Origin of the sequence: Saccharibacillus sp. O23 (assembly GCF_002205895.1) — a bacterium.
GTDB lineage: Bacteria > Bacillota > Bacilli > Paenibacillales > Paenibacillaceae > Saccharibacillus.
The window spans coordinates 128344-154159 of record NZ_NJDE01000015.1; the positions used below are offsets into that span (position 1 = coordinate 128344).

The window sequence follows — 25816 nt, forward strand, 5'->3', positions numbered from 1 at the left end:
AGATGAGAAAGAAAACGATCTGTTGGCTGGCGGTCCTCGCGATCAGCCTTGCGGCGCTGCTGTCCGGCTGCGGAGAAAAAGGTCCTCCTCTGGTAAGAGTCGGGTTCCAAGGAACCAAAGATACGATCGAGTTCGACGAAAGCAAAGTCGTGGAAGACCCGCATTCGGTCAAAGAATTCAAAACGCTGATCGCGGGCGCCAAACCGGAAGCCGACAACCCGAAAACGGAAGAAACGGAGATCGACAAGCCGTATATCGCGATCATCGATGATCGGGACGGCATCACGCGCACGTTATGGTTGAATCTCTGGCCGCAGCGCGACGGTTCGATCGTGTTCAAAAAAAGACAAGGCGGCGACTCGCGTTATTTCCTGCTGGACCGCAAAGCCGGAGCGCGCGTCACGCAATTACTGTCGCTGAAAAGGTAGAACCCAAAGAAAAAGACGCCTTTTCAGGCGTCTTTTTCGGCTTTCTCAGACCGGTTCCAGTCCCTCCATGATCTCGCTCAAGCTCAATTCGGCGCACGCCGTCGAAGTATCCGCGGCTCCGTAATACAGCCTTACGGTGTCGCCGTCTACCGCCGCGCCGCAGGCGAACACCACTCCGCCGAAGAAACCGTCGGTCTCGTACGGCGCTTCCGGCTCCAGAATAGGCCGCGCCGAGCGGGCCAATACGCGCGACGGATCGTCGGCGTCCAGCAGCACCGCTCCCATGCAGTAGCGGTGTTCCCGGGTCGCGCCGTGATACAGCGCCAGCCATCCCTGATCGGTACGGATCGGCACCGCGCCGCCGCCGATGCGGCCGCTGTCCCAATGCTCCGGCCGCAGGCCGAGCAGATGCTTGTGATTGCCCCAATACAGCAGATTGTCCGATTCCGCCAACCAGATTTCCGGCCTGCCGGTGCTCGGCGTGGTCGGGCGATGCAGCGCGTAATATTTGCCGCCTACTTTTTCCGGGAAGATAATGACGTCTTTGTTGTCCGGCCCGAAGATCATCCCGTGATGCTCCGCATGCACGAAATCCGTCGTGGAGACGAGGCTCTCGCCGATGCCCGCGGGCGAGACGGCGGAGAAATAAATATAGTACGTATCGCCGATCCGCGTCACCCGCGGATCTTCGATCCCGAACGTCTCCAGCGTCCCCGAAGGATAAATGAACGGCCGATCGTCCACGGTAAAATGCCGGCCGTCCCGGCTGCGCGCGATCCGGATGTACGACAGCGAGGTCAGATAGGCAAGCGCGCCTTCCGGTCCCCGCTCGCGGATCGTCCGCGGATCGGAGAAATCGTAGCGCGGATCGTCCAGTCGCAGCTCTTTCACTTCGACTTTGCCGCTGACCGGATCGATCATCGGCGCGCCTACCGTGCCTTCCTCGCGCGGCAGCGGACGTTCCGCTACCCGGAGCAGCAGCAGCGTTTCGCCTTCGTGCACGGCGACGCCCGCGTTGAACGCGCCGATCACCTCGAATCCTTCGTGATAAGGCGCGACGTCCGCCGGCGCGATCAGCGGATTTTCTTCGTAACGGTTAACCTTCATTCCCTCAGTCCTCCTCGGCTTTCGAACGTCCCGAACGGATCGTCCACTTCCAACACCTGCGCTTCCGCATCGCTAACTCCCGCGTACAGCAGCGCTCTGCCGCCGCTCTGCCGAATCAGTCCGCCGCTGAACACGACGTCCCGCAGATCCGGCCGTTTGGACGGTCCCGGCAGAAAGTCCGCGCGCACGGCCAGCAGCCTGATCTCCGTATGCATTCCCGTTTCCGGATCGAACACGAACGTCATCGGATAATAATGCCGGTCGCCGTGATCGTCGAAGCAGGCGATATGCCCGAGCACGCCTAACCTCCCGTCCGCCAGCAGATGAATCTCGTTGGCTCCGCCCCATTCTTCGTCGTCGAACTGAGGCTCCAGCAGCGGCGCTTGCTCGATGTCGTCCGCGTTCAGCTCGTCCAGCGCCTCCAGACGCAGAAAGCCGATCTTGCCGCGTCCGCCTTTGTCGCCTTGAGGCCGCGTGAACACGCCGACTCCGCCGTCCGTAAGCCGCGTCAGCCGCAGATCTTTCATACGCTCCGGGCCGCGAAAAAAAGGCTTCAGATCGGCGATTTTCGTACCCCGATGCAGCACCGTACGCCACAGCAGCCCGCCCGGACGATCCGGATCAGGATACGTTTCCACGCCTCCGATCAGCAGCTCGCCGTCGATCTCCGCGCGGAACGGGTCTTGAAGCCGCAGGACCGGCGCGCCTTCGCGCGGCGTCCACACGCCCTCTTTTTCCGTAAAAAAGACGATCTCCGATTCTTCGCTGTCCCGCCGTTCGACTCGCCCGGCGATCACGGATTCTCCTTCGTCTTCGAACGGCGCGGCGATATTGTAGACATCCCGTCCGCCTACGCCGCCGAAGATCAACTTGCTAGCCGCGCCCGCCGAAGCGGCACGGCGCTCGTACGCTTCCAGCAGTTCGCGGCACTTTTTCGGCTTCGTTCCGTTCGCGAATTCCATCTGTTCCCGACACTCCTTTTTTCGCCGAGCGGCTTATTTGAGCGTAACCTGCATGCCTTCTTGAAACTTTTTCCCGAACACGATAAACAGCACGAGGATCGGCAGCGACAGCAGCACGGAACCCGCATACAGCGGACCCGGATAACTGCCGTACGGCCCGAACATCTGCGACAGCAGCACGTTGAGCGTCAGCATCCGATCGCTGCGCACCATGATCATGTCCCAGAGCAGCTCGGTCCACCGTTCCATCAGGATAAACAGGAAAATGACGCTGGTAATCGACTTCGACATCGGCAGCATGATCCGGTACAGAATCTGAAAGTCTCTCGCCCCGTCGAGTTTGGCCGCTTCGATAAAGACGTCCGGCACGGCGCGGAAAAAGTTCGTGTACATGAAGATCGCCCATAGACTGATCCCTTTGGGAATGATCAGCGCCCAGTACGTGTCGTACCAGCCGATCCGCTGAATGATCAGGAAGCTCGGAATCAGCAGGATGATGCCCGGGAAAAACATATGGAACAGCAGAAAGTTGTTGATCGTATCGCGTCCCCGGTAACGCAGTTTGGACAGCGAATACGCCACCATGACGCCGAACAGCATCATCAGCGCGGTCGACGCGATCGACACGATCACGCTGTTGGCGAACGCATGAATCCAAGGCCGCGCGACTCCCGCTTCTCCTCCGTTCAACAGCCAAGCATACGATTTGAGCGTGAACGAACTGGGAAGCAGCCTACGGTCCACCTGATTCCAGTCGGCGAACGAATTCAGCACCATGTAGAGATACGGATACACCATGATCAGCAGCAGCACGAACGCCAGCGCGTAGCGGACCGACAAGCGAAACCGCCGGCTGCTCCGCGTATGTTTAGACCCACCCATTGCGCTTCCCCCACAGTTCCAGCAGTTTGCGGATCAGGAAGATCGACGCGAACGTCGCCAGCGAAGCCAGCAGCGCGATCGCCGATGCGTATCCGGCCTGCAAATTTTTGAACGCTTGACTGAAAATCTCCATCTGCCACGTATTGGTCGCGAAGTTCGGTCCGCCGCCGGTCAACTGGTACACTTCGGTAAAAATGCTGAACGTGACGCCGAAAGCCAGAATCAGCGTCGTATACAGCGCGGGATAAAGCAGCGGCAGCGTGATGCGCCAGAAGCGCGCGGTGCTCGACACGCCGTCGATCGCCGCCGCTTCGTAGATTTCCCGGTCGATATTTTCGAGTCCGGACGTCAAGATCAGCGCGTAATACCCGGTGAATTTCCAAGCCATGATCAAGCCGACCACGAACAGCGCCGACCACGGGCCGCCGAGCCAATCGATGCCGATCCCGATCGCGCGCAGCCCTTCGTTCAGCGGGCTGTTATAAGACAGGAACCCTTTGACGATCAGCGCCGATACGACTCCGGAAGACAGATACGGCAGGAAAAAACCGATCAGGAACAAGCTTTTGAATCGCGGCAGGCCGTGGATCAACACCGACACCACCAGCGACATCGCGACGACGAGCGGCACGAACACCAGCATGAATTTGTACGTGACCCAGAACGCCGACTGCACGCCTTCGGAGCGGAACGCTTTGGCAAAGTTGTCGAAGACCACGAACTCGTAGGTCGGCGCGATCATGTCCCAGTTGGTGAACGCCAGATAAAACGACCAGAGCAGCGGTCCCAAGAAGAAGACCAGCGAATAAATCAGGTAAGGGCTGGCGAACGTCCAGCCCAATCTGTTGTTGTTCGAATTCATCGGCGAAGACTCCTTTGCAGAACTTCGTTGTCGTTACTGAAGCTCTCCTTCGATCGCTTTCTTCATATTGTCCCAAGCCGTCTGCGGATCGATCTCGCCGCGAACCACTTTGTTGAACGCTTCTTGGCCGATCAGCGTCTGGATTTCGTTGAACTTGGCGTTGTCCATCGACGGCACGGCGTTCGGCACGTTGGCCGCGTAAGGCTGGAGCTGAGGATTGGCTTCAAGGATTTTCTTGAACGCTTCGTTATCCGAGAGATCGTCGCGCGCCGGCGGAAGCATCGTTTTCTCGAACCATTTGGCGTCGTTCTGCGGGTCGGAGTAGACCCATTTCGCGAACGCCAGCGCCGCTTTCTGCGCTTCCGCGGGGGCTTGGGCATAGATGACGAGGCCTTTGGTATCGGCAAACGTTTTGGAGTCGGCCGGGTCCATGCCGTCCGGTACCGGAGGCATCGACAAGGTGTAATTGTCGCCGTATTTCATCTCCGGGAACTTCTCCGCCCAAGTGGTGAACATCCACGGTCCCAGATCGGTGAAGACGCCGACCCCGGTTTCGAAAGGATCGGTGACGTTCTGCGCGAGCAGGCCTTTGCTTTGGCGCAGTTGATCGACGAAAGTCAGCGTCTCGACGCCTGCTTTGTCGTCGCCGGTGAATTTGTCGCCTTCGACGAATTTATTGCCTCCCGACGCCGCGTCGTACAGCATGAAGAAGTCGAACCAGCGTTTCCAAGCCGTCGGGTCGACCAGATCGGCTTTGGCCCACAGATACTTGTCCGGATATTTTTCTTTGAGCTTCTTGGTCAATTCCAGCACTTCGCTGTACGTCTTCGGAGGCTCGTTATAACCCAGTTCTTTGAGCGTATCGATCCGCCAGCCGAACAGCATCGCGTTCGAGTAGATCGGCAGCACGTACTGATGGCCGTCGGAGAACTTCCAAGACTCGATCGTATTCGTCATGCTGCGGCTTTTGACCGCGTCGTCGAAGCCTTCGAGCGTATCGAGCGCGACCAGCGCTTTGCTGTTCGCAAGCTGCGCGGCGAAGCCGCGGTTGATGTTCTCCGACATCGTCGGCACGTCTTTGCCCGCGATCGCGGCCTGAATGCTGGCTTCCGACGTCGGCGATTCTTTGATCGCGCTCACGTTGATCGTAACGTTGGGATTTTCTTTCTTGTACGCTTCGGCCATCTCCTGCCAGAACGCCTGCTGCGTCGGATTCGGCGCGGCCCAGAATTCGACCGTGACTTTGCCGTCCGCGGACGGTGCCTGCGTATCCGTCTGCGCCGAAGGATTGCCGGTAGAGCACGCCGACAGCATAACCAGAGACAGCGGCAAAGCCCATAAAGCCGTCCATTTTCTTCTCATCGCTTTGTTCCTCCTCGAAGTTCAAAGATAAAAGATGAATGTCGCCTGCAAACCCCTTTTTGTAACGTGACAAAAACATGATTACAGATTATGAAAGCGCTTATATAACGTATTATTAAGGCGATATTCGGTTTTGTCAAGTGATTAAAGCGATACAATGAGCAAATTACTTTACATAGTAATTTTGTAACGTTACAATGAAGGAATAACGAAATGCCTCAGCCGACGAACGGCCGACTCGCAGAAAGGGTGTCAGGGGATGGACCAAACGAACAAAAATACGCCGACCTATACATCGAAAAGCAAAGTCACGATGCAGGATATCGCCGATCAGCTCGGGATTTCCAAAAACTCGGTCTCTCAAGCGTTGGCCGGAAAAGACGGGGTCAGCGAGGAAACGAGACGGACGATCGTGCGGACGGCGGCGGAAATGGGCTACGCTTATTCGGAGAACCGGGGACGGCGGCGCGAAGAGCCGCCGCAGGAAAGCGGCAGCATCGCGCTGATCGCTTCGGATTTCGCGTTTTCGCAGAAAGGCTTTTTCGGAGAGATTTATTTGACGATCGAAGACGAAGCCGCCAAGCGCGGCAAAACGCTGCTGATCCAATCGGTCAGCCGTCAGGCCGCGGACAGTCTGACGCTGCCTTCGTTTATCGAAAACGGCAGCGTGGAAGGCGTGCTGATTCTGTCGCATATCACGACGGATTATATTCGCAAAGTGCTCGATACCGGCATTCCGGCCGTGCTGATCGATCATCATCATCCGTTTATTCAAGCGGACTGCATCTTGACCAATAACCGTTTCAGCGCTTACGAAGCGGTGCATCATCTTGCGCGGCTCGGGCATAAACGATTGGGCTTTATCGGCAATACGGCGCTGTCGCCGAGCTACGACGAACGGCTCGACGGTTTTCGGCTGGCGCAGCGCGAACTGGGTCTGCCGGAAAGTCACGAAGCGTGGATCGTGCGCGATGCCGAAGAAGACAGCGAGTTCGTCGGACGACTGGTGCAGCGCTTGGCGGCAGCCGAAAATATGCCTACGGCTTGGTTCTGCGTCAACGACGGGTTCGGCTATTATCTGAATACCGCGCTTCAACAGGCGGGATTGCGCGTACCGCAGGACGTGTCGGTCGTCAGCTTCGACAACGGTTATCTGTCGAGGCTCGCGGTTCCGCCGATCACGACGCTCGACGTCGATCTGGCGCTGTACGGCCGCCGCGCGGTGGCTCGGCTGATCGAGCGAATCGAACAGCCCGACGAGCCGTTCACGGAGCTGCTGCTGCCGACGAAACTGTTGGTTCGCGGTTCGAGCGGTCCTGCCCCGGAATCGGGGCAAGCCGCGGAAGCTTCCGCCGCGCGCAGAACGCGGGGGTCCTGAAGAGTCGCCGCCCGAAAGGGCAGCACGCGCAGCAGCCGCTTAGGCGCTGTTTGGCTGCCGTCCGTACGGTCTCCGTACGGTCTTGAAACGCAAAAAAAGAGACGCCGCGTCCGGCGTCTCTTTTCTTTTGCCTCCCGCTTCTCGCCCTGGCGTCCCCGGGCGAAAGCGATCGGCGGACGATTCGCTTTGCGGCGAATCGTCTTCGTCCTATTCAAGTTTCAAGCGAAGCTTTGATCGGAACTCTTGCTGAAAGATCTTATTGGAATTTCTTTTGATCGAGGTTGTAGAACGATTTCAGGCCGTTGTATTGAGCCAGTTCGCCCAGTTGGTCTTCGATGCGAAGCAGTTGGTTGTATTTCGCAACGCGGTCCGTACGGGAAGGAGCACCCGTTTTGATTTGGCCGGCGTTGGTCGCAACCGCGATGTCCGCGATCGTGCTGTCTTCGGATTCGCCCGAACGGTGGGAAACGACAGCCGTGTAACCGGCGCGTTTAGCCATTTCGATCGCGTCGAAAGTCTCAGTCAGCGTACCGATTTGGTTGACTTTGATCAGGATCGAGTTACCGATGCCTTCTTCGATGCCGCGGCCCAGACGCTCGGTGTTCGTTACGAACAGGTCGTCGCCGACCAGTTGGACTTTGTCGCCCAGTTTTTCGGTGAGCAGTTTCCAACCTTCCCAGTCGTCTTCGGAGCAGCCGTCTTCGATCGTGATGATCGGGTATTTCTCGACCCACGAAGCCAGCAGGTCTACGAACTCGGCCGAAGTGAAGGATTTGCCTTCGCCTTCCAGTTCGTATTTGCCGTCTTTGAAGAACTCGGTCGAAGCCACGTCCATACCCAGGAATACGTCTTTACCTGGTGTGTAGCCGGCTTTTTCGATCGCTTCGATGATGGTCGACAGTGCTTCTTCGTTCGAACCGAAGTTCGGAGCGAAGCCGCCTTCGTCGCCTACTGCCGTAGCCAGGCCTTTGCTGCTCAGTACGGATTTCAGGCTGTGGAAGATCTCGGCGCCTGTACGCAGAGCTTCTTTGAATGTAGGAGCGCCTACCGGCAGAACCATGAATTCTTGAACGTCTACGTTGTTGTCGGCGTGCGCGCCGCCGTTTACGATGTTCATCATCGGAACCGGCAGTTGTTTCGCGTTGAATCCGCCCAGGTATACGTACAGCGGCAGGTCCAGAGCGTCAGCTGCTGCGCGAGCTACAGCCATCGATACGGCCAGGATCGCGTTAGCGCCCAGTTTGCCTTTGTTCGGCGTTCCGTCCAGAGCGATCATCGCTTTGTCGATGCCCAGTTGGTCCAGAGCGTCCATGCCGATGACTTCAGGAGCGATTGTTTCGTTTACGTTTTTAACGGCGTTTTCCACGCCTTTGCCGAGGTAACGGCCTTTGTCGCCGTCGCGAAGCTCAACAGCTTCGTGAACGCCGGTCGAAGCGCCCGAAGGTACGATCGCGCGGCCGATTGCGCCGGATTCGAGGTACACTTCAACTTCTACTGTAGGGTTACCGCGGGAGTCGAGGACTTCGCGTGCATAAACGTCAGAAATAATCGTCATTTTAAGTAATCTCCTTTGAGTTCGTTTTATTCAAGGGACGCCGAGAGTCTTCGCGCCTTGCGGAGAAAACTCTCGAAGCATCCCATGTTAACATGCCAAGATCAAGCTCCACCGTTAACTATGCCACATTCACGGCTTAATGAGAAGTTTTGCGTCCGGAAATCACGGAAGTACCCGTCATTTCGGCCGGCTGCGGAACCTGCATCAGATCGAGGATCGTCGGCGCGATGTCGGCCAGAATGCCACCTTCGCGCAGGCTTACGTCTTCGCTGGTCACGATGAACGGAACCGGGTTCGTGGTGTGCGCCGTTTGCGGGCGTCCGAACTCGTCGATTTCCGTTTCCGCGTTGCCGTGGTCCGCCGTGATGATCGCTACGCCGCCTTTGGCAAGAACCGCGTCAACGACGCGTCCTACGCACTCGTCGGTCGTTTCGACCGCTTTGATCGTCGGCTCCATCATGCCGGAGTGTCCGACCATGTCCGGATTCGCGAAGTTCAAGATGATGCAATCCTGTCTTTCGGCTTCGATCTCGGCCACGCAAGCGTCAGCCACTTCGCGAGCGCTCATCTCCGGCTGAAGGTCGTATGTGGCAACCTTCGGCGAGTTGATCAGGATACGCGTTTCGCCTTCCAGCTCCACGTCGCGTCCGCCGCTGAAGAAGAACGTCACGTGCGGATACTTTTCCGTCTCGGCGATGCGAAGCTGCGTCTTGTTGTTGCTGACGAGCACTTCGCCCAGCGTGTTGGTCAGGTTCTTCGGCGCGTAGGCCACGCTGCCCTGCACGTTGACGCTGTAAGTCGTGAACGATACGAAGCTCAGCGTTTCCGGTTGGCCTTCGCCGCGTTCGAAACCGGCGAAGCCCGGGCTGGTCAGCGCTTCGGAGATCTGAATCGCGCGGTCCGGACGGAAGTTGATGAAGATGATCGAATCGCCCGTTTGGATCTTCGCGGTCGGCTGTCCGTCTTTGGTGATGACCGTCGGCAGGACGAATTCGTCCATGACGTCTTTGGCATACGAAGCTTCAACCGCCTCGACTGCACTTGCGGCAAACTCGCCTTCGCCGTAGATCATCGCGCGGTACGCTTTCTCTACGCGCTCCCAACGTTTGTCGCGGTCCATGGCGTAGTAACGGCCTTGTACCGTCGCGATTTCGCCGACGCCGATCTCGGCGATCTTGTCGACGAGCTGCTGCATGTATTTCTTGCCGCTGTCCGGAGCGACGTCGCGTCCGTCCATGAAGGCATGAATGTATACGTTATGGAAGTCCATCTTTTTCGCCAGTTCGAGCGTCGCGAAGAGATGGTCGATATGGCTGTGCACGCCGCCGTCGGACAGCAGTCCGAGGATGTGCAGCGCTTTGCCGTTATCTTTGGCCGATTGAACGGCACCGACCAGCGTCGGGTTCTCGAAGAACTCGCCGTCGCGGATCGACTTGGTAATTTTGGTCAAGTCCTGATACACGATGCGGCCCGCGCCGATGTTCAAATGACCGACTTCGGAGTTGCCCATTTGGCCTTCCGGCAGACCTACGGCTTCGCCGCATGCCGTCAGCGTCGTGTGCGGGTATTTCGCCATGAAACGTTCGTAGTTCGGCTTTTTCGCTTGGGCTACCGCGTTGCCTTCTTGACCTTCGCGCAGACCGAAACCGTCCATGATAATGAGAGCTACAGGTTTTGGAGCCGTCATTACTTCGCCCCCTCAACCAGAGCTACGAAGGAGTCGGGCTGAAGGCTTGCACCGCCGACGAGCGCGCCGTCGATGTCGCTTTGGCCGAGATATTCGGTTACGTTCTCAGGTTTTACGCTGCCGCCGTATTGGATACGGATCACGTCGGCCGTCGCTTGATCGTACAGGTCCGCCAGAACGGTACGGATGTAAGCCGTCACTTCGTTCGCATCCGCGGAAGTGGACGATTTGCCTGTTCCGATTGCCCAGATCGGCTCGTAAGCCACGACGACTTGCGCCGCTTCTTCTTTGGACAAGCCTTGGAAAGCACCTTCGGTTTGGACTTTGCAGACGTCTTTCGTTTGGTCGGCTTCGCGCTCTTCGAGCTTTTCGCCTACGCATACGATCGGAGTCAGGCCGTTGCGGAACGCCGCCACGACTTTTTTGTTTACGATCTCGTCGGTTTCGCCGAAGTACTGACGGCGTTCCGAGTGACCGATGATGACGTAGTCCACGCCGAGTTCTTTCAGCATTACGCCGCTGATTTCGCCCGTGAACGCGCCGTTGTCTTCAAAGTGCAGGTTTTGCGCGCCCACTTTGATTCCGGTGCCTTTGACGGCTTCAGTCAGGGCAGGGAGGTTGGTGAAAGGTGCGCAGATGACGGTTTCCACGCCTTCTACGACAGCTTTGCCTTTTACCGCTTCGGCAAAGGCCAGCGTTTCGGATACGGTTTTGAACATTTTCCAGTTGCCGGCAATGATTGGCGTTCTCACGAAATATTCCACTCCTTTTGGTGACTTCTCCGTTTGCGGGAAAAAGGGACTTCGACGAATGCTGAGACGCTGCGAGTTGTAGGGAGCTTCGATCGCCGTCGAATCCCGATTTCTCTTATTTGAAGCATAACAGAGGTGGAAATCAGGATTCAAATGCGAGCGCTCCGCTTCTCTGCTTCCCTACAACTCTCCGCTGGGTCAGCGGTTGCGCCGACGTAACCCTTTAAGCCCTTCAACGGTTCGTTACGAAAACTCGTTCCACGGGGGAAGGCAGGATCGGTTAACGCGATCCTACGGCTCCCTAGGGTCGAGATTTAAAAGATTTTGAAGCGATCGTTCTATGTGACGATTCCGGAGGGGAATCTCGGTCGTTCGAGGCCCTCCGCCAGCCGCCAGGCGGCTCGGAATCGGATCTTACTTATCGTTCAGGGCTACGACGCCCGGGAGGGCTTTGCCTTCCATGAACTCCAAGGAAGCGCCGCCGCCTGTGGAGATATGGTCCATCTTGTCGGCCAAGCCGAATTTCTCGGTTGCCGCCGCGGAGTCGCCGCCGCCGATGATCGTGTAGCCTTCGGTTGCCGCGCAAGCTTCGCCTACGGCGCGAGTGCCGTGGGAGAAAGGCTCGATTTCGAATACGCCCATCGGTCCGTTCCAAACGACCAGTTTGGATTTCGCGATGACGTCGGCGTACAGTTCGCGAGTCTTAGGCCCGATGTCGATGCCTTCCCAATCGGACGGGATGCCTTCTTCGACGTTGATGATCTTCGTGTTGGCCGAAGCGCTGAAGTCGTCGGAGATCACGATGTCGACCGGCAGCATGAAGTTTTTGCCCAGTTTTTTCGCTTTTTCGATAAAGCCCAGCACGACGTCGAGTTTGCTTTCGTCGAGCAGGGATTGACCGATTTCATAGCCTTGGGCTTTGAAGAAGGTATAAGCCAGACCGCCGCCGATCAGCACGTTGTCGGCGATGTTCAGCAGGTTGTCGATGACGTCGATCTTGTCTTTGACTTTCGATCCGCCGACGATCGCCGTGAACGGGCGTTCCGGGTTCGACAGCGCTTTGCCGAGAACGTCGAGTTCTTTTTCCATCAGCAGGCCGGATACGGCCGGCAGGTGGTGAGCGATGCCTTCAGTGGAAGAATGGGCACGGTGAGCGGCGCCAAATGCGTCGTTTACGAACAGATCGGCGAGCGAAGCGAACTCTTTGGCGAGTTCCGGATCGTTTTTCTCTTCGCCTTTGTGGAAACGCACGTTTTCAAGTACCAGCACGTCTCCGTCTTTGAGCTCGGCGATTTTAGCCTTGACCGTCTCTCCGATCGACTCGTCCGTTTTAGCAACCGGTTTGCCCAGCAGCTCGGACAGGCGTTCCGCGGCAGGAGTCAGACGCATCGACTCGACCACTTCGCCTTTCGGACGTCCCAAATGGCTCGCCAGCAATACTTTCGCGCCTCTTTCGGTCAAATATTCGATCGTCGGAATCGTTGCACGGATCCGCGTATCGTCCGTAATTTTTCCGTCTTCGAGCGGAACGTTAAAATCGACGCGCACAAACACGACTTTGCCGCTTACTTCTACGTCACGTACACTTTTCTTATTCATAAATTAATCCCCCATGCCCTCAAATTTAGAATTCAGGAATCCAAGGAATACGAATCTCGCAATCTACGACGGCAACTTAGAAAAAGCGGAAACAAAGAACCTCTGTTTCCGCTTTGTCTGCATCGACCGGGCCGAACGATTCGAACGATTCGTTCGGCACAGCCGAGAAAGCTATGAATTTGCCGCTCTTTTGCGAAAATGTCCGGAATTACTGAGCTTTTTTCGCGAAGAATTCAAGCGTGCGAACGAGTTGTGCCGTGTAAGACATTTCGTTGTCGTACCAAGCTACCGTTTTAACCAGCTGCTTGTCGCCGACAGTCATCACGCGAGTTTGCGTAGCGTCGAACAGGGAACCGAAAGTCATGCCCTTGATGTCGGACGATACGATTTCGTCTTCTGTGTAACCGTAAGTTTCCGGGTCTGCAGCAGCTTTCATAGCCGCGTTGACTTCGTCAACCGTTACCGTTTTTTCCAGAACCGTTACCAGCTCTGTCAGGGAACCCGTAGCAACCGGTACGCGTTGAGCGCCGCCGTCGAGTTTGCCTTTCAGTTCCGGAATAACCAGACCGATTGCTTTTGCAGCGCCGGTCGAGTTAGGAATGATGTTTTCTGCTGCTGCGCGAGCGCGGCGGAAGTCGCCTTTCGCGTGCGGAGCGTCCAGCGTGTTTTGGTCGCCGGTGTAAGCGTGGATCGTAGTCATGAGACCTTGAACGATACCGAATTTGTCTTGCAGCGTTTTTGCCATAGGAGCCAGGCAGTTCGTTGTGCAAGATGCGCCGGAGATAACCGTTTCCGATCCGTCGAGGATTTCATGGTTAACGTTGTAAACAACGGTTTTCATGTCGCCTGTAGCCGGTGCGGAGATCACGACTTTTTTAGCGCCAGCCGTGATGTGCTTTTCAGCGCCTTCTTTAGTCGTGAAGAAGCCTGTGCATTCCAGAACGATGTCAACGCCGAGCTCTCCCCAAGGGAGTTCTTCAGGGTTGCGGTTCGCCAGAACCTTAACTTCTTTGCCGTTAACTTTGAAGAAGCCGTCGTGTACTTCGACTTCGCCGTTGAATTTGCCTTGAGTTGTATCATATTTCAACAGGTGAGCGAGCATTTTCGCATCGGTCAAGTCGTTGATTGCGACAACCTCGATACCTTGCACGTCTTGAATGCGGCGGAAAGCCAAACGTCCGATACGACCAAATCCGTTAATCCCTACTTTTACAGTCATTGAACAGTTCCTCCTAAGTAGATGGTTTTTGAAGAAATGTTTTCATTTATTCAAGGCGAGCTTTTCGAAAAAAGACTGCGCCATGAGTAACTATACCAGATTAGGCGCTCTCAAGCTCCCGCACGATCTCCAACGCGGCCGCTTCGTCGATCACCAGAATATCTTCCTGACCGAAACGCAGCACGGCGTGAATGGCTTTGGCTTTCGATTTGCCCCCCGCGATTCCAAGCACGACGTCCGCCGCCTTGATATCGTCGAGTCTGAGTCCCAGCGTCAGCATGTTATGCACGACGCTGCCGTCTTCGTCGAAGTAATAACCGAAAGATTCGGCTACCGCTCCTTTTTCCGCAAGCTCACGAGTCGTCGCCTCGTCGAGTTTGCGTCGTCTCGCCATATCCACCGCGTTCCCGATGCCGTGCACGATAATTCGCGCCGTTCGGATCTCGCGTACGATCTCCTGAATGTTGGGATCGTGGACCAGCGATTCGTAAGCGTCCCGACTGAGCAGGTCCGGTACGTGCAGCAGCCGGTAATCGGCGCCTACCCGTTTGGCCATGGTGGAGGCGATCGTGTTGGCTTGGATCTCCAGGCTCTCGCCCAGACCTCCGCGCGCAGGCACGAACCAGCTTCCTTTGAGCGGCGCGTTGACCGGATGGGTCAACTGTTCCGCCATCTCCGCCAATGTCGTTCCGCCCGTGACGGCCACGACGTCCCCGCCCCGCATGACGCTGAGCAGAGCCTTGGCTCCGGCCTTGCCGAGTTCCCGCTTGGACAACGGCGATTCTTCGCAATTGCCCGGTACTACGACGACTTTCGTCAGTCCGTAGCGACGGCGGATCTTCTCTTCCAAGTTGGACAATCCCACTAATTCCTTCAATACCGGTTCCAGACGCTCAAGAAGGATTTGTCCGGCATCGCTGATCCGCATGCCTGCCGTGTCCGTCTCGATCAAGCCTTGGGCTTTCAGCAGATCGGTCTCGGCCCGGAGCACGCGTTCGGTCATCTGCAAGGAGTTGGCCAGCGTTCGGCGCCCCGTCGTGCCCGTCAGCATGATCTGGTGAAGGATCGTGTACCTTTTCTTGAGAGTTTCCATGAGATCGGGAAGCAGCTGCTGCTGGATTTCAAGAATGTTCTGCATGCGTTCCACCTCTGCAAACTTCGTCTGCCCGTATATTTTAAATTAATGGACATTTATTGTCCCGGGAACACTTTTTATGTCCCACAGCTATCTTAACCAATTTGACGCCGCGATGCAAGCTTTGCAGGAAGGTAATTTTTCGACCCATGATCAAAAAAGAACCGCTACTAGATCTAGGTAAAAACCGGCACAGAGAGCGCATGATCTAGGGCCTTTCTTGTCCTCTTTTTCACAGCTCAAAGAGGGCTTGCAATTTTTCATGCAGCCTTATATAATCATAATTGCTGCTGTTTACGAATACGCGCCCGTGGTCCAATGGATATGACGTAGGCCTCCGAAGCCTGAGATCCAAGTTCGATTCTTGGCGGGCGCGCCATTTTATTTGCCAAATGCTTGCCAATACAGGCAGCCCGTTTATTATTTAACTGTATTTTTTGTTCATGACGCCGATAAGGCTATTTTTTTTGCAGAAAGTTTGACTTTCTTTGACTTTATGTTTGGAATTGTTTATCATATGGGTAATACCAGCTAGACGTTTACCGGACCGCCTTCTTACCGGGGTTCGGCAGGCCACCCAGCATGGCATCCATCCCAAATATTAGGACGGATCGCATCCGTTCACAAGGAGGTTTTTCACTATGGGTTATATTCCTATGGTCGTTGAACAAAGCAACCGCGGCGAGAGAGCGTATGATATTTACTCCCGTCTGCTGAAAGACCGGATCATCTTCCTCGGCACCGAAGTCAACGACGTCGTGGCCAATGCGATCATCGCGCAGCTCCTGTTCCTTGAAGCGGAAGATCCAGAGAAAGACATCTACCTCTACATTAACAGCCCAGGCGGTTCGATCACGGCCGGCATGGCGATTTTCGATACGATGCAGTTCATCAAAGCGGACGTGTCCACGATCTGCGTCGGCATGGCCGCTTCGATGGGCGCGTTCCTGCTGAACGCCGGCGCCAAAGGCAAACGTTTCGCTCTGCCGAACAGCGAGATCATGATTCACCAGCCGCTCGGCGGCGCTCAAGGTCAAGCTTCGGATATCGAGATCCGCGCCCGCCGCATCATCGCGCTGCGCGAGAAGCTGAACCGCATCATGTCCGAGCGTACCGGTCAACCGATCGAACGCATCAACAAAGACACCGATCGCGACTACTTCATGGACGCGGCGACGGCTGCCGAATACGGCATCATCGACAAAGTCATCGAGAAACCGGTTGCCGAGCTCGGCGCGAAGTAATCCGGATTTCGAACCGACGCGCAAACGCAATCGGGAAGCCGCCCCTCGGGCACGCTTCCGACCCGACCGTCCGGCTGATGCCGGGCGGTTTTTTGGTCCGTTTTCGCAACCGGAGGAGCCGCAACGCGTATATTCCGTCAAGACAGCATCCTACATACGCATCCTATTTCGCACATCCCCGAGGAGGACGACAGCATGCAGTTTCGCCATAACGACTTTCGGATTTTCAGCTCGGTCAAAAGAGACAACCTGATCATCGAGATCATGCAGGCGGGCGGTCTGCCGGAGAATTACAACGCCGAGCTCGCCAAAGCGATCAACCATCACGAGCACGACCGATTCAATTGGCAGCAGGTTCGCATCCTGATCGAAGACACGTCCGTCATTCTCGAAGCGGGCGCGCTTCAGTACATGTTCGGCAATATCGAGATCGAGAACAAGTCGGGCGGCGTAGGCGGGTTCGCCAAGAAATTCGTGGGCAGCGCGGTGACGGGCGAAACGGCGAGCAAACCGATCTACCGCGGATCGGGCGAGATCTATCTGGAGCCTAAGCGCGGAGAGTTTACGTTTATCGAACTGGCGGCCGGCGAAGAGATCATCGTCGACGACGGACTGTTCTACTGCGCGGAAAACACGGTCAAAGTGGGCGTGGCCAAGCAGGGCAACGTCTCGTCGGCGGTGTTCGGCGGCGAAGGGCTGTTCCAGACCAAGATCACGGCTTCGGCCAACAGCTACGTGGTCTTGGACCTGCCGGTTCCGGAATACGAGCTGGTACGCTACGAACTCAAAGGCGAGACGCTCAAAGTCGACGGCACGTTCGCCGTTCTGCGCAGCAGCACCATCGATTTTACCGTCGAAAAATCGACCAAGTCGCTGCTCGGCTCCGCTTCGTCCGGCGAAGGCATGCTTCAGACGTTCAGAGGACACGGCGAAGTCTGGCTCGCGCCGACGCTGCCGATCCGCAAACAGCCGTTCGGCATGTAAACGGACGCGGCCGCGACGAATCGGTGCATGCAAAAAGGCCCGTTTCCCCGGTGAGGGAAACGGGCCTTTCGCCGTCTGCCGCATGTCGTTCGGCGCGTCAAGCGACGAACAGGACCTTGCTTAGCGGCCGGCCGCCGCGAAGAAGTCGGGCAACTCCAGGCCTTCCAACTGCGAGATGTCGCCGGCGACGTCCGCCACGGTCGTCCGTTCGAGGACCTGCTCCATCGCGCGCTGCGCGGCGACGAAGATCGGATTCATCGCCGCCTGAATATTGCGCCCGACCTCGCAGTTCGGGTTCGGACTCTCGTGCACGGCGAACAGCTCGCCTTCGCCCATCGCGTTCACGGCCCGATAGACGTCGAGCAGCGTGATGTCGGCGAGCGCTTTCTTGAGCCGCGCGCCGGCGACTCCGGCCCGGGCTTCGACCAGTCCGGCGCGGCCGAGCATTCCGGTAATCCGGCGAATGACCACCGGATTCGTGTTCACGCTCGACGCGATCATTTCCGACGTCGCCGTGCCGGGCGGCGAGACGCTCAACAAAATCAGGGTGTGCACGGCGACCGGAAATTTGGTGCTGATATTCATGATGTCTCCCTCCCTTCCGGCCAGTGTCGTCGAATCGAATTCGGATAAGCTTAGTACCTTGTCAACACTAAAGGTAGGAATGCGTCCCCCTGAGAATTCGTACCTGACCCGTGTACGAATTCTCCGACGGAATCGCACCTAAAGCGTGTGCGTTTCAGTGAAACGTAAACCTCCGATTAAGAGTTGAAAGGATACTTGCTTTGTGAAACTATTCTAGTTACAAGTCCAGAAAATGTCAACCCTGCGACGTTTCTGCGCTGCATACCGTCTGCGTCCAACCGAACCGGTCTTCGATCTCGCCGCGCTGCAGAGCCGTCAGCTCGTTATACAACCGCTGCGTCCATTCGCCGGTCTCTCCGCTGCCGATCTTGTACGTCTTGCCGTTCCAGCCGATCTCGCCGATCGGGGAGACGACCGCCGCGGTTCCCGAACCGAAAGCTTCGAGCAGCGTGCCGTCTTCGGCATACGCACACAGTTCGTCGATCGTGATCGGACGCTCTTCGACTTCGATGCCGAAATCGCGCAGCATATGGATCGCCGAATCGCGCGTGATCCCGTTCAGGATGCTGCCGCTGAGCGAAGGCGTGACGACTTTATCCCCGATCCGGAAAAATACGTTCATGCTGCCGACTTCTTCGACGTATTTGCGATGCACGCCGTCCAGCCACAACACCTGCGAATAACCGGACGCATAAGCGTTCTCCTGCGCCTGCATGCTCGCCGCGTAGTTGCCGGCCGTCTTGGCTTCGCCGACGCCGCCCGCCACCGCGCGCACGTCGCGCGTCTCCACGTGGATGCGTACCGGGTTCAGGCCTTCGGCGTAATAAGCGCCCACCGGCGACAAGATGATCATCATCTTGTATTCCAGCGACGGGTTCGCGCCCAGATGGTGTTCCGTCGCGATCGCGAACGGACGGATGTAGAGCGACGTGCCCGGAGCGGAAGGCACCCAGCTCCGATCGATTTTGATCAGTTCTTTGAGCGCGTCCAGCACGAAAGCTTCGTCGATCTCCGGAATGCTCATCCGGCGGCAGGAGCGGTTGAAGCGCTCGAAGTTCTTCTCCGGACGGAACAGACGGATATCGCCGTCGGGACCGATATAGGCTTTCATACCTTCGAAGATGGTCTGGCCGTAATGGAACACTTTGGCGGCCGGGTCCATCGGGATCGGGCCGTAAGGCACGATCTTGGCGTCATGCCAACCTTCGCCCTTCTTATAGTCCATCGTGAACATATGGTCGGTCATATAAACGCCAAACGACAGATTGGCGGTGTCCGGTTTTGCTTTGCGCTGCGTCGTTTCTTCGATCTTCAGTCCCTGCATGATGCACGCTCCTCTTTTTTATTGAATCCTATCATTCTCTTCCCTATATTAATAATATCCTTTTCGTCGGTTCTGCATACCCCAAAAGTATGAAAGGAGCAGAAAAAAGATGGATCTTCGCCAGCTTCGCTACTTCGCGGCCGTCGTTCGGGAAGGCCAGATCACTTCGGCGGCCAAAAAATTGAATATGGAGCAGCCTCCGCTCAGCCGCCAGATGAAGATGCTCGAGGAAGAATTGGGCACGCCGCTGTTCGACCGGACAGGCCGGAAATTGGTGCCGACGGAAGCCGGACGGCGGCTGTACGAACGCTCCGAGCAGCTGCTGGTGCAGCTCGAGGAGGCGCTGCTCGAGATCCGCGAGCTGGGCGAAGGGGTCGGCGGCACGCTGGCGATCGGTGCCGTGGTCTCCTGCATCTCGCTGCTGCCGAGCGCGATCGAACGTTTCGGACGGGATTACCCCGCCGTCGCCTTCAAGATTCAGGAAGGCGACCATTTTCAGCTCGCCGAGCTGCTCCGCAAGCGGCAGATCGAGCTGATCGTCGCGCGCCTGCCGTTCGAGGCGCCGCCCGGCGCGGACGATTACGGCATCGCGCCGCTTCCGGCCGATCCGCTGGCGGCCGTCGTTCCGGCCGATTGGCCGGAATACGCCGGACGAGGCACGGTCCGGCTGAACGAGCTGTCCGAGCGTCCGTTCCTGACGCTCAAGACGGACCGGACGACCGGCATGCATGAACGCATCATGCACGAGTTCGCGGCGCGCGGAGCCGCGCCGCGCATCTTCTGCGAGTGCTCCAGCGTCGCGGTCATCTTGGCCCTCGTCGCGCAGGGCCTCGGCGCGTCGCTGCTGCCGCGGTCGGTCTTGTCTTCGTTCCGCTCCGAGGACTTCCGCGTCCTCGAACTGGAAGACGCCCTGCTGCAAGCCGACGTCGGCTTGATCTGGCTGCAAGGACGTTATCTGTCCCGCAGCGCGGAACGCTTCATTCGCGAGCTGTTCGGCGGCACGCCCGAAGGGATTCGCGGATAAGACCGCCGAGCCGGCCGCGGCCGGCTGGTACCTTGCCAACACTGAAGGTACTGGTTTCGATGGCTTTCCGGCCGGTCGACGCCCGTTCTTCGACGGGTCTTTTCGATCGAGAAAAACCCGGCTCCGGCGCGCAAGGTTTCTGCGCGATCGGATGCCGGGTTTTGAGTTGAAAAGCGTTCGTTTCGTATATCGGAGCCGCCGAACGATCGGCGATTACGCGATTACAATCCGCTGAACGGGTTCGTGCCTTTCGGCAGCAGGGAAGCGAAATCGAAATCGAAAGACGGGATGCCCGCCGCGTAAGGCGTGTATTCGTACTGTTGGAAGAAGATCGTGAAGCCGCCGTTTTTCACGTAGAAGCTCGGATCTTTGCCGATCGTTTTGAAGCCGTCCGGTTCGAGCAGCGAACCGTCCTTCTTGAACTGAGCGGCGATTTTTTTGTCGACCGCGCTCATATAGTTCGGGTTGGCTTTGAGCAGTTGATCCAGCGTGACTTCTTTGCCGGTCTTGATATTGAAGTTATAACCGGTCTGAAGCGTACCGCCGTGCGCGCCGCCGTAGAAGCTGTAATCTTGCGTGACGACGCTCAGCAGGCCGTCCCGGTTATAAGCGATCATGTAACCGCCGTCCGCTTCGTAATGCATGTCGCGGTCGTCGTCGAGCGGACCGAAGTCTTTGACCTGAGCTTTGAAGTCGTTCAGGAAGTCTTCCGCGTGTTTTTTCAACGCGGCGTTGATCGCCGGGATCCCTGCCGCGTCGCCGGAGAGTTGCGGATAACGGATATCGATCACCGTGCCGTTATCCGTGCTCTTGATCACCTTCTCGGCGACTTTGATTCCCTGTTTGGCGGACGGCTTCAAGGCTACCGTACGCGTCGAAGCGTTCCAGACCCCGTCGATGCCGGCATAGTCGCGCAGCACGGACAGAGGAACGTAAGTCGAACCTCCGACGACGCGGCCTTCGCTTTGCAGGCCGACGCCGTTGGCGCCGATCCAGACTTCGCTGCCGTAAGGCGACAACACCAAAGTGTTCGGGGAAGTGCCCAGCGTATACCAACCGCTCGTTTTATCGTAAGTCAGCGAGATGCCGGATACTTTCGACAGCGCTTTGACCGGTACGTACGTATCGCCTGCCGCTTGGAAAGCGTTCGCTCCCAGCGCTTTGCCGTTCCAAGTCACTTTGACGTTGGCGGCGGCTTTGGTGCTTGCGGTCGCGGAAGCGGCATAAACGCCGTGCGTGCCGACGACGGCGGCGCTCGGCAGCAGCAGTCCTGCCGTCAATACGGCGGCCGTGACCATTTTCGTTGTTTTGTTCCATGTTTGTTTGGCGTGTTGCATATCCATTCAGCTCCTTCGCGTCTTCGCGTTCTCTCGTATGTCTATCCATACGTGATTATATAAGCCGCGAAGAGAGAAAGTGTGACAATCCTCATTACAGTATTGCAACTCTCGGGAAGGCTTTTTTACAAAATTGTCAAAGTTGACAACCGGTACGCTCTTGAAAATCGATTTATAGTTCGGAAAGCGGCTTGGCCGCGCTCATCAGGCTGGACAGTCTTCCTCCGGGCGGAGCAGGACGCATCGGGAAGTCGAGTTCGAGCACCATCATCGGCAGTTTGCCGATCTCCAAGTCCCTGTCGGCGAAATAGCCGTAGAACGAATAGAGAGAGCCGCAAGGATAATTGTCCGCGTCGGACTCTTCGTAAATGCGGAACGCCGCGTCTCGGTCCAGATCGCCGAACTCCGGATTGAGCCGCATTTCATGGGCGTAATCGGTGCCCGCATTCAGTCCGGTTCCGATTTCGACGCGATCGGTGAACCATTCCAACATTTTCGCCAGCTCTTTGGCCGGCCGATGCGGCGACGCGATCAGAATTTCGGGATGCCCGAAGCTGTATTCCAATCCGATCGTGAACGCATAATTCATGCCTTCGTCCGACAAGACGATCGGCGCCCAACCGCGCTGCATCAACTCCGGAATGTACGAGAATCTTTTGCGCGTGAAATCGGTATATTCGGTGCAGAACAACGAGTACCGTTCGACCAAATTCCGGGCTGGATTTTCGTGAAGAAGTTTTCGGTAATATTGTTTTCGGCTTTCGGGAATGTTTAATGTTTCGATCAATGGAATCACCTCGCTTTCCGGTACCGAAGAATTTGTAACCGCGTTCGTTTCTTACTCCTTTTATAAACCTCACATTCGATTCCAAACAGTCAAAGCGGTATTTTTCGTAAAATATTCATGGACTGCATAAAGAAAAAATCCTGTTCTGTCGCACTTTTAAGCAAGAAAGCCGCCTTCGCGGGTTTGCGAAAGCGGCTTTCTCTTATTTTCCATTATTAACCTTTATTTGCATCGCGAAAACGCTTCGCTCTCCGCCGGTTTTACTTCATTTCGTACTGAACCGTCAGCTGCGCCGTAACCGTGATTTCTCCCGGTTCGATCGACGTTTGCGGCGCGGCGGCTTCGCTGCTCGCTTTGGCCATATTGCCGTCGTACTGCGCGTACACGATCGGCGTATCCGCTCCGTTCAAGCTGATCGATACGGCTCCGCCCAGCGTGCGGCCTGCGGCTTTGGCGATCGCGGCGGCTTTTTTGCCCGCGCTGGTCATCGCTTTGGCAATCGCTTGTTCTTCGTATTGTTCCGGATTCTCGGATGCGAAGCTTACGTTCTGGATTCGGTTGGCGCCCGCGTCGGAAGCGGCATCCAGCAGTTGGCCGATCTTATCGAGGTCGCGGTACGTTACTTTGAGCATGTGCGTCGAGCTGTAATCTTTGACTTTCTGTCCGTCTTTCTCGTTGTACGTATAGTTCGGCGTGACATAGAATTGATCCGTCGAGATGTCTTTGGCCGCGATCTTCCAATCGTTCTTGAGCAGAGCGTTGAGCTTGGTCATGACGGCAGCCGTTTGTTTCTGAGCGGCCGCTGCCGTACCCGCGGTCGATTCGACGCCGAGATACAGATAAGCGACGTCCGGCGTAACCTTGATTTCTCCGTTACCTACGACATTGATCGAATTCATCGCTACGACCTCCGCGGCATGTGCCTGATTGACTCCGAACGAAGCGGGCAGCGCCGCGCCTCCTACCAGCAATGTTCCGGCGAGCAGCAAACTTCCCATTGGCTTCATCCACATTTTCATGACCGATCCCTCCAGTTATTGTTGAATACTCTCTAAACGACAACGGTTCGCAAAAGGTTGCAGAGGCCGGATCGGAATTTTTTGCGCAAAAAAGCCTTCCCCGGCTCGTTCCCGATTTTCGGGTTCGAGCGCAAGGAAGGCTCGGGCGGAACTATCAAGACAGAAGATTCAACCGATCAAGCGGCAGGCTCTTCGCTTGCTTCGGCATCGTCCAAATGCATGGCTCCGGTCAGCGTGCTGGTCAGCAGCATATCGTTGATCGCCGCGTTCTCGGCGCGGGTCAGCACTTTTTTGGATTGGAAATCGGCCGCGCCGGACGCGTCGAATTTGACTTCCGGCCCGTGATAGCCCAGCATGACGGCCAATTTCACGGCAGGAACCGCCCATTTGTCGGTCTTGCCGGTCAGATCGACGACGTCGAGCAGTTCTTCCGGATACAGGGACGCGATCGAATTATAGATGATGACCGCCGCTTCTTGACGCGTGATCGGACGGTCCGATTGGAACATGCCTTTTTCGTTGCCCGAAATCAGTCCGTATTCGTAGGCCGTCTGGATAGCCGCGGCATACGGACTTCCGGCGACGTCTTTGAGTTCCGGCTCGTTCTCGGACAGCGGAATAGCCGAAGTGCGCATCAGCATGTCCACGTATTCGCCCCGGGTCACGGCTTGATCGGGTCCGAACGATTGATTCGGATCGTTCGGGTAATAGCCGAGCGATTGCAGATCGAGGATATACTGCGCGTACGGATGCGTCGACGGAATGTCGTTGAATCCGGCCGGCTTCAGCCCTTTCTGCTCGTAACCCGCAGGATTAAGATACGGTTCTTTGAGATACGATACGCTGCCGTCGGCTTCCGTCTTGAACGCGACGAACAGTCCGGTCGCGTCCACGAACAGTCCCGGCCCGACTTGGCGCAGCGCGCGTTCGCCGGTCAGCGGATCGGAGATGATGACCCGGCCGCGCGATTCCGGTCCGACTTTGGAGACGAGGCTCTCCACGCGCAGGTCTTTGTACAGTCCCGAATAGCGCGCGAGCTGCTCCGGCGATTCGCCGGCGTAATCCGGCAGCTTGGCCGCTTCCGCGTATTGCGGGAAGAAACGGTCAATGAACGCCGCATAGAGCTGTTCGCGCAGACCGCCGTTCTGGTTGTAGACGACGAAGACGCCGGTCTTGTGTTCCGGAATCAAGAACATGAGCGAGCTTGCGCCCGGCACGTCTCCGGCTTTGGTAATCACTTTGCTGCTGCTGCCCGCGCCCGGGAGCTGCGAAGGCGCTTCGAATCCGTACGTCGTGTCCGGAAGCAGCGGATGGATCATCGAGCGGTACTCTTCCATCGAAGCGACGGTATCGGCTTTGAGCAGCTGCGCGCCCGATGCGGACTTGCCGTCGTTCAGGAAAGCCAGCATGAACTTGGCGATATCGTCCGAAGTGGACAGCATGCCGCCCTGCGGCATCACCGTCGGACGCAGCGCGTACGGATCAAGCGGTTCGCCTCCGGCATAACCGGTCGCGGCGCGCGCTTTGAGCACGTCGGTCGTCAAGAAGCTGCTGCTGTCCATGCCGAGCGGAGCGAATACCTGCTGGTTCATGTAGGTCTCGAACGGCGTGCCGCTGACCTGCTGAACGATGTAGCCGAGCAGCAGGAAAGCGAAATTGTCGTACATGTAAGCGGTCCCCGGTTCGCGCACGACGTCCGGCATATGTTTGCCGATGTAATCTTTCATGCTGACGTATTCGCTCAGATCGGGACTGATGTCTTCGGCCAGCACGTCTTGAATCTGAAAACCGCTGCGATGCGTAAGCAGGTCGGCGACGGTAACCGGCTCCGCGAACGGGTTCTTGAAAGTAATATCGCCGAGATATGTACGAATATCCGCGTCCAAGCTCAGTTTGCCTTGTTCGACAAGCTGCATGATCGCTACCGAAGTAAACGTCTTGGAAACGGAAGCCATGCGGAATACGTCTTTTTTCGGATCGACGGCGCGTTTGCCGGCGACGTCGGCGTATCCGTATCCTTTTTGCGCGAGGATCTGACCGTTCTTGACGACGACCACGGCCGCTCCCGGAGCCAATTCCTTAATGCTGTCCTGAGCGAAAAAGTCATCCAAAAACTTGACGGCCGACGAAGCGGTCAAGTCCGTGCTTACGCCGGCTGCCGAAGCCGCCGAAGGCGCGGTCGGGTTCTCCGCCGCGAACGAAGCCGCCGGAGGGAGCAGCGTCAGCGCAAGCGCCGCGGCCATAGCGGCTTTGGTCCATTTGACCGATGCCGTTTTCCATATGTTCGTTTTTCTCAAACTGTATTTCCCCTTCCTTTTGTCGAATGGTCGTGCGCCGATTTTCTAAGGGGAACCCGGCTGTGCTCCGAGAAGGAACACCGGGCATGCGTAGCGAGCGTGTCGGCACTCTTTTTTAACCTTGCCGCCTTGCGCCTCAAACGTCATAAAGGTGCGGAAGAAAAAATTATTTTTGCGCAAAATGGAATATTATGTATGAATTTATTTTTCCGCTAAAAAACGTAAAGCCCTCTGAGAATTCAGAGGGCTTCGTGTGCGAATAAAAAGGATGCGCCGGACAAGAAAAA

The 25816-nt window shown here is 56.8% G+C and carries 22 protein-coding genes and 1 tRNA gene; 6 read left to right on the forward strand and 17 right to left on the reverse strand.

Features of this window, described 5'->3' with window-relative positions:
* Positions 1-2: 2 nt before the first annotated feature.
* Entirely contained in the window at positions 3-428 is a 426-nt protein-coding gene (locus CDO73_RS18430) for an LptM family lipoprotein (RefSeq protein WP_088489998.1), read from the forward strand.
* A 45-nt stretch (positions 429-473) separates the two neighbouring features.
* Here CDO73_RS18430 and CDO73_RS18435 read toward each other — a convergent pair whose 3' ends face one another.
* Genes CDO73_RS18435 through CDO73_RS18455 form a run of 5 tightly spaced genes read right to left on the reverse strand, consistent with a single transcriptional unit; the run spans position 474 to position 5603 of the window.
* Complete coding sequence (locus CDO73_RS18435; protein ID WP_088489999.1) at positions 474-1535, reverse strand: BtaManbiosPhlase; 1062 nt, start codon at positions 1533-1535, stop codon at positions 474-476.
* On the reverse strand, positions 1532-2497 hold the full coding sequence (locus CDO73_RS18440; RefSeq protein WP_088490000.1) for a DUF1861 family protein: 966 nt from the start codon (positions 2495-2497) through the stop codon (positions 1532-1534). The genes CDO73_RS18435 and CDO73_RS18440 overlap by 4 nt, the downstream gene beginning before the upstream one ends.
* A gap of 33 nt (positions 2498-2530) precedes the next feature.
* On the reverse strand, positions 2531-3379 hold the full coding sequence (locus CDO73_RS18445) for a carbohydrate ABC transporter permease (protein WP_088490001.1): 849 nt from the start codon (positions 3377-3379) through the stop codon (positions 2531-2533).
* Entirely contained in the window at positions 3366-4241 is an 876-nt protein-coding gene (locus CDO73_RS18450) for a carbohydrate ABC transporter permease (protein ID WP_088490002.1), read from the reverse strand. Before CDO73_RS18450 ends, CDO73_RS18445 begins: the two co-directional genes overlap by 14 nt.
* A gap of 33 nt (positions 4242-4274) precedes the next feature.
* Positions 4275-5603 (reverse strand): ABC transporter substrate-binding protein, encoded by a 1329-nt coding sequence (locus CDO73_RS18455; protein ID WP_088490003.1) that lies wholly within the window; start codon positions 5601-5603, stop codon positions 4275-4277.
* A 259-nt stretch (positions 5604-5862) separates the two neighbouring features.
* On the opposite strand from CDO73_RS18455, the gene CDO73_RS18460 reads away from it, so the two are divergent.
* A complete protein-coding gene (locus tag CDO73_RS18460; protein ID WP_088490004.1) occupies positions 5863-6981 on the forward strand; it encodes a LacI family DNA-binding transcriptional regulator in 1119 nt (372 codons plus the stop codon).
* 256 nt (positions 6982-7237) lie between these two features.
* Here the strand turns inward: CDO73_RS18460 and eno are convergent, their stop codons facing one another.
* From eno to CDO73_RS18490, 6 genes are all read right to left on the reverse strand, one after another.
* Positions 7238-8536, reverse strand: coding sequence for a phosphopyruvate hydratase (gene eno / locus CDO73_RS18465; protein WP_087799417.1), 1299 nt, complete (start codon positions 8534-8536; stop codon positions 7238-7240).
* Positions 8537-8672: 136 nt separating this feature from the next.
* The gene (gpmI, locus tag CDO73_RS18470) at positions 8673-10223 is read right to left on the reverse strand and encodes a 2,3-bisphosphoglycerate-independent phosphoglycerate mutase (RefSeq protein WP_088490005.1); all 1551 of its coding nucleotides are present in this window, start codon (positions 10221-10223) and stop codon (positions 8673-8675) included.
* Positions 10223-10975, reverse strand: a complete 753-nt coding sequence (tpiA, locus tag CDO73_RS18475) for a triose-phosphate isomerase (protein WP_088490006.1) — start codon at positions 10973-10975, stop codon at positions 10223-10225. The genes gpmI and tpiA overlap by 1 nt, the downstream gene beginning before the upstream one ends.
* A gap of 414 nt (positions 10976-11389) precedes the next feature.
* Positions 11390-12574 carry a phosphoglycerate kinase gene (locus CDO73_RS18480; protein ID WP_088490007.1) on the reverse strand — a complete coding sequence of 395 codons (1185 nt, stop codon included), beginning with the start codon at positions 12572-12574 and terminating at the stop codon, positions 11390-11392.
* 208 nt (positions 12575-12782) lie between these two features.
* Entirely contained in the window at positions 12783-13793 is a 1011-nt protein-coding gene (gene gap, locus CDO73_RS18485) for a type I glyceraldehyde-3-phosphate dehydrogenase (protein ID WP_087799421.1), read from the reverse strand.
* Positions 13794-13893: 100 nt separating this feature from the next.
* The gene (locus CDO73_RS18490; RefSeq protein ID WP_088490048.1) at positions 13894-14931 is read right to left on the reverse strand and encodes a sugar-binding transcriptional regulator; all 1038 of its coding nucleotides are present in this window, start codon (positions 14929-14931) and stop codon (positions 13894-13896) included.
* Between the two features lie 301 nt (positions 14932-15232).
* Between CDO73_RS18490 and CDO73_RS18495 the strand changes: the two genes are divergently transcribed.
* The 3 genes from CDO73_RS18495 to CDO73_RS18505 all read left to right on the forward strand — a co-directional run bounded on the left by CDO73_RS18495 (position 15233) and on the right by CDO73_RS18505 (position 17156).
* Positions 15233-15307, forward strand: a tRNA-Arg gene (locus CDO73_RS18495).
* A gap of 262 nt (positions 15308-15569) precedes the next feature.
* The gene (gene clpP / locus CDO73_RS18500; RefSeq protein WP_088490008.1) at positions 15570-16172 is read left to right on the forward strand and encodes an ATP-dependent Clp endopeptidase proteolytic subunit ClpP; all 603 of its coding nucleotides are present in this window, start codon (positions 15570-15572) and stop codon (positions 16170-16172) included.
* 195 nt (positions 16173-16367) lie between these two features.
* Entirely contained in the window at positions 16368-17156 is a 789-nt protein-coding gene (locus tag CDO73_RS18505; protein WP_088490009.1) for an AIM24 family protein, read from the forward strand.
* A 120-nt stretch (positions 17157-17276) separates the two neighbouring features.
* On the opposite strand, the gene CDO73_RS18510 is transcribed toward CDO73_RS18505, so the two are convergent.
* Positions 17277-17741: an Rrf2 family transcriptional regulator gene (locus tag CDO73_RS18510; RefSeq protein WP_088490010.1), complete on the reverse strand. Its 465-nt coding sequence runs from the start codon at positions 17739-17741 to the stop codon at positions 17277-17279.
* 235 nt (positions 17742-17976) lie between these two features.
* Positions 17977-19065 carry a branched-chain amino acid aminotransferase gene (locus CDO73_RS18515; RefSeq protein ID WP_088490011.1) on the reverse strand — a complete coding sequence of 363 codons (1089 nt, stop codon included), beginning with the start codon at positions 19063-19065 and terminating at the stop codon, positions 17977-17979.
* Positions 19066-19174: 109 nt separating this feature from the next.
* Here CDO73_RS18515 and CDO73_RS18520 point away from each other — a divergent pair, with 109 nt between their 5' ends.
* A complete protein-coding gene (locus tag CDO73_RS18520; RefSeq protein ID WP_088490012.1) occupies positions 19175-20089 on the forward strand; it encodes a LysR family transcriptional regulator in 915 nt (304 codons plus the stop codon).
* Between the two features lie 221 nt (positions 20090-20310).
* Here CDO73_RS18520 and CDO73_RS18525 read toward each other — a convergent pair whose 3' ends face one another.
* From CDO73_RS18525 to CDO73_RS18540, 4 genes are all read right to left on the reverse strand, one after another.
* Entirely contained in the window at positions 20311-21426 is a 1116-nt protein-coding gene (locus tag CDO73_RS18525; protein ID WP_179218745.1) for a PdaC/SigV domain-containing protein, read from the reverse strand.
* Positions 21427-21598: 172 nt separating this feature from the next.
* Positions 21599-22213, reverse strand: coding sequence for a hypothetical protein (locus CDO73_RS18530; protein ID WP_088490014.1), 615 nt, complete (start codon positions 22211-22213; stop codon positions 21599-21601).
* Positions 22214-22473: 260 nt separating this feature from the next.
* Entirely contained in the window at positions 22474-23232 is a 759-nt protein-coding gene (locus CDO73_RS18535; RefSeq protein WP_088490015.1) for an SIMPL domain-containing protein, read from the reverse strand.
* A 176-nt stretch (positions 23233-23408) separates the two neighbouring features.
* Positions 23409-25529, reverse strand: a complete 2121-nt coding sequence (locus CDO73_RS18540) for a serine hydrolase domain-containing protein (protein WP_256972759.1) — start codon at positions 25527-25529, stop codon at positions 23409-23411.
* Positions 25530-25816 lie beyond the last annotated feature (287 nt).